Here is a 4902-nt window from a genome sequence, read left to right as displayed (position 1 = left end):
TACACCATCATCCCCTTTGGCCTGTACTGCAACGCCTCCGCCAAATGCGTGGCTTGAATACTCTCTTCCCCCGCCAAATCTGCGATCGTGCGTGATAGTTTCAGGATGCGATGATACGCCCGCGCGGATAACTGCAACTGCGTCATTGCTGCTTTGATAAGCGTCTGCCCCGCCTCATCCAGTTCACAAAATTGACGAACTTCTGCGACGCGCATATCGGCGTTTGTCATCACCCCGTTATCCAGACCCGCGAAACGATCTCTTTGCCATTGCCTTGCTACCTCTACCCGGGCCCGAATCTCATCTGATGATTCTCCCCGTCTTTTATCAGAGAGCTTTTCAAAATCTACACGCGGGACTTCAATATGGATATCGATCCGATCCAGCATTGGACCAGAAATCCGATTTTGGTAGCGAGTCACGGTTTGGTGAGAGCAGGTGCAGGCTTTGAGACCATCGCCCGCGTAGCCGCAGGGGCAGGGATACATGTAAATGGACTGTTTTTTAATGTTTTTTGGCGCAATATTAGCATGTTATGTCCAAAAATCATCCGTTTTTCTATCAATTGAGAACACGAGGTTATTGCACCTACCATCTCCATACCGTGTACAATAACCACGCGTTTCTCGTTCCAGATATCTGCGTAAATTCACAAAAAAATCACAGGGAAAAATACGGATGAAGTATTGAAACCCTACGGGGTTCGAGTCCCTCCGCGCCCATAAAAAAACCATCATTGCGATGTCGTTTTTTTTATATTTTCTCTTGTCTAAAGCAATTTGAGCGATTTTTCTACTGTCTCAATCGTAGCGGCGATCACTTCGGGTGTATGCGCGGTTGAAACAAATCCTGCTTCAAATTGTGACGGGGCGAGATAAACGCCATTCTCAAGCATCGTAGAGAAGAATTTACTAAATCTCTCCGTATCGCTTGCGCTCACTGTGGACCAGTTTTCGGGAACTGTTTCACTGAAGAAGGTGCTGAACATTGTCCCTACCCTAGTTTGTTGGATAGGGATTCCTGCGGCATCCGCCGCCGATTTCACGCCTGCCCCTAGGCTTGCTGCCGCGTTGTCGAGCGCTTCCCATGTTCCTGATTTCTTCAGCTCGTTTAGCGTCGCGATCCCAGCTGTCATAGCCAGTGGATTACCGGAGAGCGTCCCCGCCTGGTACATCGGCCCAGCGGGTGCGACCATCTGCATAATCTTTTTTTTACCGCCATACGCCCCAACGGGGAGACCGCCACCGATCACTTTACCTAATGTGGTCAGATCGGGAACAATATCGTAGAGCGCCTGTACACCGTTCAGATGGGCACGGAAACCTGTCATCACTTCATCAAAGATGAGTAATGCACCATGCTCGGATGTCAGTTTTCGTAAGCCTTGTAAGAATCCTTCAGTTGGGGGAACAACGCCCATATTCCCGGCGACTGGTTCGACGATAATGGCTGAAATTTCACCTGGGAATTTCTTAAAGAGTGCTTCTACAGAGTCAAGATCGTTATAGCGAGCAACAAGGGTATCTTTCACGGTTGCAGCAGGAACACCAGGAGAATCCGGCAAGCCAAGGGTTGCCACACCAGAGCCAGCCTGCACAAGGAGCATATCCGCGTGGCCGTGATAACAACCTTCAAATTTGATGATCTTATCTCGTTTGGTGTAGGCTCGTGCAAGGCGAAGCGCTGTCATCGTTGCTTCGGTTCCAGAATTGACAAAACGAAGCATCTCAAGATTAGGCATTAGCTCCATCACAAGTTCTGCCAAATCCAACTCGAGGGGGCTTGGGGCACCATAAGAAGTGCCCAGCGTTACAGATTTTTGCAAAGCATCAACTACAGTAGGATGAGCGTGCCCAAGAATGAGCGGGCCCCATGAGAGGACATAGTCGATGAAACGATTGCCATCAACGTCGTAAACATACGCCCCTTCTCCGCGTTCGATGAAGAGAGGTTGTCCGCCCACTGCTCGGAAGGCGCGGACAGGTGAGTCTACGCCGCCGGGGAGCAGAGTTTTGGCTTTTGTGAAAAGTTCGATTGATTTTTCGATATTCATAATTTCTCCTATTAGACCTCTTGCAAAAGTCAGGTAATTTCAAGATTGTAGATAGCAGCAATAAGATTGAAGCGTAACGCAAAACGTTTTCTTCGATTGCGATAGCGTTCACTCAAAATGCGAAAGACCTTTAGTTTTCCAATGACATGCTCCACATAAATCCGCTGGCTAGAGATCTGACGATTTTCTTGTTTCTGTTCTAAGGTCAAAGGATGATACTTTGATTTCTTATAAGGTGTCTTGCTGTTTGGATGCAATTTTGTCAATCCTTGGTAGCCCGAATCTGCCAAACAATGGATACCTTCATCTATGTTCAGTTTGCTTTCTTTGAAAAGACGAAAATCATGGGTATGACCTTTGGCAAAAGCTGTCCCTATGATTTTCATACCTTCTTTCTCAATGACTACCTGTGCTTTTTGGGTGTGCCGCTTCTTTTTACCACTGTAATAGCGTCTTTGCTTTTTTTCGGGCGTTCAATCGCTTGCTCACTTACATCTACAAGAAGGACTTCTATCTCTAAATCGTTGGATTTGAGCACTTTTTTACCAGGTAGATGAAATTCTTCTGAACGAATGAGCGCATTTTCTACCTTCTTGATTGTGCGCGAGACTGTCGCTTCGCTAACACCATAAGAACCTGCAATATGAAATTGGGTGCGATACTCTCGCCAATACATCAAGGTCATCAAGAGTTGATCCGCTCGGCTCAATTTTGGCGGACGACCAAAGCTTCGTAGTTCTTTTTCCAGAACAGCAAGCATTTTTGTAAAAGTGCTTGGCAAAACGCCTGTTAGGCGTTTGAAATCTGTGTCTGTCCAATCTTTTATCTCTGCATATTTCATGCGCCTATTATGGCACATTTAGCACTTATGCAAGAGGTCTATTTCAAGATTTTTTCAACTGCTAACTCGCCAGAATGAATACAATCTGGGATACCGATGCCGCGATAACCATTTCCTGCAAAGGCAAGGTTGGGTATCTCAGCCAGTGTGGCGTCAATTTCTGCGAGCTTTTCGGGGTGACCGAGATTATATTGGGGCATCGCCTTCTCCCAGATGAAAACTCGGCTGACTAGAGGGTCAGCAGTGATACCGAGAGTTAGTTCCAATTCTTCTTGGGCAATTTCCAACAGGCTGGCATCATCCCAGGGGATGTCATCTTCTTGACCGGCGCGGCCAACGAAGACGCGTAAGAGTGCGTGGCCTTCAGGGGCACGATGCGGGAATTTGGTTGATGTCCAGGTGCAAGCCAGAGCACGACGTCCTTCGCGGCGGGGGATGACGTAGCCGTATCCGTCGAGGGGGCGGGGAAGATCTGTCAGCTTATAGGCTAGGGAAATGGTCGCTGTTGAAACGTAGGGAATGCTCTCTAAAACGGGAGCAAGTTCGGGCAAGTGCGAAGCGAGCAGTTTTCCCGTCGCATAGGGAGGCGTGGCAAGAATAAGGGCATCCGCTTGAAGGGAAGTGCCATCCGCTAAATCCACTTGATAGCTATCGCCATGTTGAGAAATTTGTGAAGCGGGTGTGTTGAGACGTAAATCCGCACCATTGGCTTCAAGAGTGGAGATAAGAGCTTCGACCATCTCAGAGAGACCTGTGGTGGGCGTCAAAAAAATGGAACGTGAGCCGGTATTTTTCTGAGATTTAACGCGGGCTCGATACATTTTCATTGCGCCACGAGCAAGGCTGCCATATTTGCGTTCGAAATCTCGCAAGAAGGGAAAAGTAGATTGAAGAGAGAGCTTGTCGCCATCGCCGGCGTAAATGCCAGACATGAGCGGCTCAATCAGGTTTTCATAGGTTGCTCGCCCCATACGGCGGGAGATGAAACTGCCGAGGCTCTCATCGTCATTGCCTTTTTTGATGGGGAGAATAAAATCGAGACCGATACGCAGTTTTTGAATCGGATTCAGTAGGCCAGTCGTAAGCATCGGCATGACTTTACCGGGGATCATCATCGCTAATCCATCAGGCAAACCTTCCAGACGGTTTTTGTGTAAAACGTAGGTGTTTTTGGTATCTGGATTGGTGCCATGCAATCGCTCGGAGAGACCAAGCTCTTTGCAAAGTTCCACACCCCATGTTTTTGTGGCAAGGAAAGTATCCGGTCCGCCCTCGATGACAAAACCATCGACGCGGTCTGTGGTGATCTTGCCACCCCAGTGAGAGTCCGATTCGAGGAGAGCTATTTCTATCGATGGGTCTTTTTTCTGGGCGTAGTAAGCTGCGGAGAGACCTGCGATGCCGCCGCCGAAAATTATTAGTTTCATAGGTTTTTATTTATGTCAGTTCCTGAGCGGAGGTGAAGCGAAGCGGAGTCGCAGTCGAAGGACGGTGCATATAAGAACCGCTCTTCGACTACGCATCTCACATTCGTTCGATGCTCCGCTCAGAGACTAGCCTTATTTTTTACTAAACTCGTGCACCATTTCAACAACGGCCTTCACGTTCTCGTTCGGCGTATGTTGCAAGATGCCATGCCCCAGATTGAAGATATGGCCGGGACGACCATCGGCACGACGCAAAATATCTTTTATGCGGCTCTCAAGTACTTCTTGGGTTGAAAAGAGTGTGATCGGATCAAGGTTTCCTTGTACGCCGCGATCATGACCAACAATATCCCAGCCTTTATCAAGCGGGATGCGCCAATCGAGGCCGAGCACGTCGCCGCCTGCTTTTTTCATCAGCGGTAATAAAGTGGTTGCTCCCACCCCAAAGTGGATCACTGGCACGCCAGTTGCGTGAGCAGCATCAAGAACCTTTTTCGAATATGGCAAAGCAAAGGCTTCATAATCCTGTGGATTGAGCGCACCCACCCATGAATCAAAGAGTTGCACGACTTGCGCCCCCG

Annotated in this window: 5 protein-coding genes and 1 pseudogene; all 6 read right to left on the bottom strand. The window is 48.5% G+C overall.

Translation table 11 applies throughout. The features are described 5' to 3' along the window. Window positions 1-389 (bottom strand): magnesium chelatase subunit ChlI family protein (locus AC3DOM_RS15650; protein WP_487919976.1); only part of this gene is annotated, 389 nt, incomplete at its 3' end. Window positions 390-395: 6 nt separating this feature from the next. Then, a pseudogene (locus tag AC3DOM_RS15645) lies at window positions 396-488 on the bottom strand (ATP-binding protein); the annotation flags it as partial. Between the two features lie 281 nt (window positions 489-769). Beyond that, window positions 770-2053 (bottom strand): glutamate-1-semialdehyde 2,1-aminomutase, encoded by a 1284-nt coding sequence (gene hemL, locus AC3DOM_RS15640; protein ID WP_487919975.1) that lies wholly within the window; start codon window positions 2051-2053, stop codon window positions 770-772. A 29-nt stretch (window positions 2054-2082) separates the two neighbouring features. Further along, window positions 2083-2894 (bottom strand): IS5 family transposase gene (locus tag AC3DOM_RS15635; protein WP_487919974.1). Its coding sequence is split into 2 segments (ribosomal slippage): window positions 2083-2519 and window positions 2519-2894, totalling 813 coding nucleotides; the frame shifts between segments, so codons are not numbered across the junction. Between the two features lie 38 nt (window positions 2895-2932). After that, window positions 2933-4321: a protoporphyrinogen oxidase gene (hemG, locus tag AC3DOM_RS15630; RefSeq protein WP_487919973.1), complete on the bottom strand. Its 1389-nt coding sequence runs from the start codon at window positions 4319-4321 to the stop codon at window positions 2933-2935. 132 nt (window positions 4322-4453) lie between these two features. After that, window positions 4454-4902 (bottom strand): uroporphyrinogen decarboxylase family protein (locus AC3DOM_RS15625; RefSeq protein ID WP_487919972.1); only part of this gene is annotated, 449 nt, incomplete at its 5' end.

Source organism: Candidatus Desulfolinea nitratireducens, assembly GCF_982879505.1.
Note: the sequence above shows the minus strand (reverse complement) of the source record. Positions and strands in the feature narration are given on the sequence as shown.

Excerpts from the sequence above, each read along its gene's own strand:
- hemL (WP_487919975.1), bottom strand. The coding sequence starts at position 2,053 with ATGAATATCGAAAAATCAATCGAACTTTTCACAAAAGCCAAAACTCTG.
- hemG (WP_487919973.1), bottom strand. The coding sequence starts at position 4,321 with ATGAAACTAATAATTTTCGGCGGCGGCATCGCAGGTCTCTCCGCAGCT.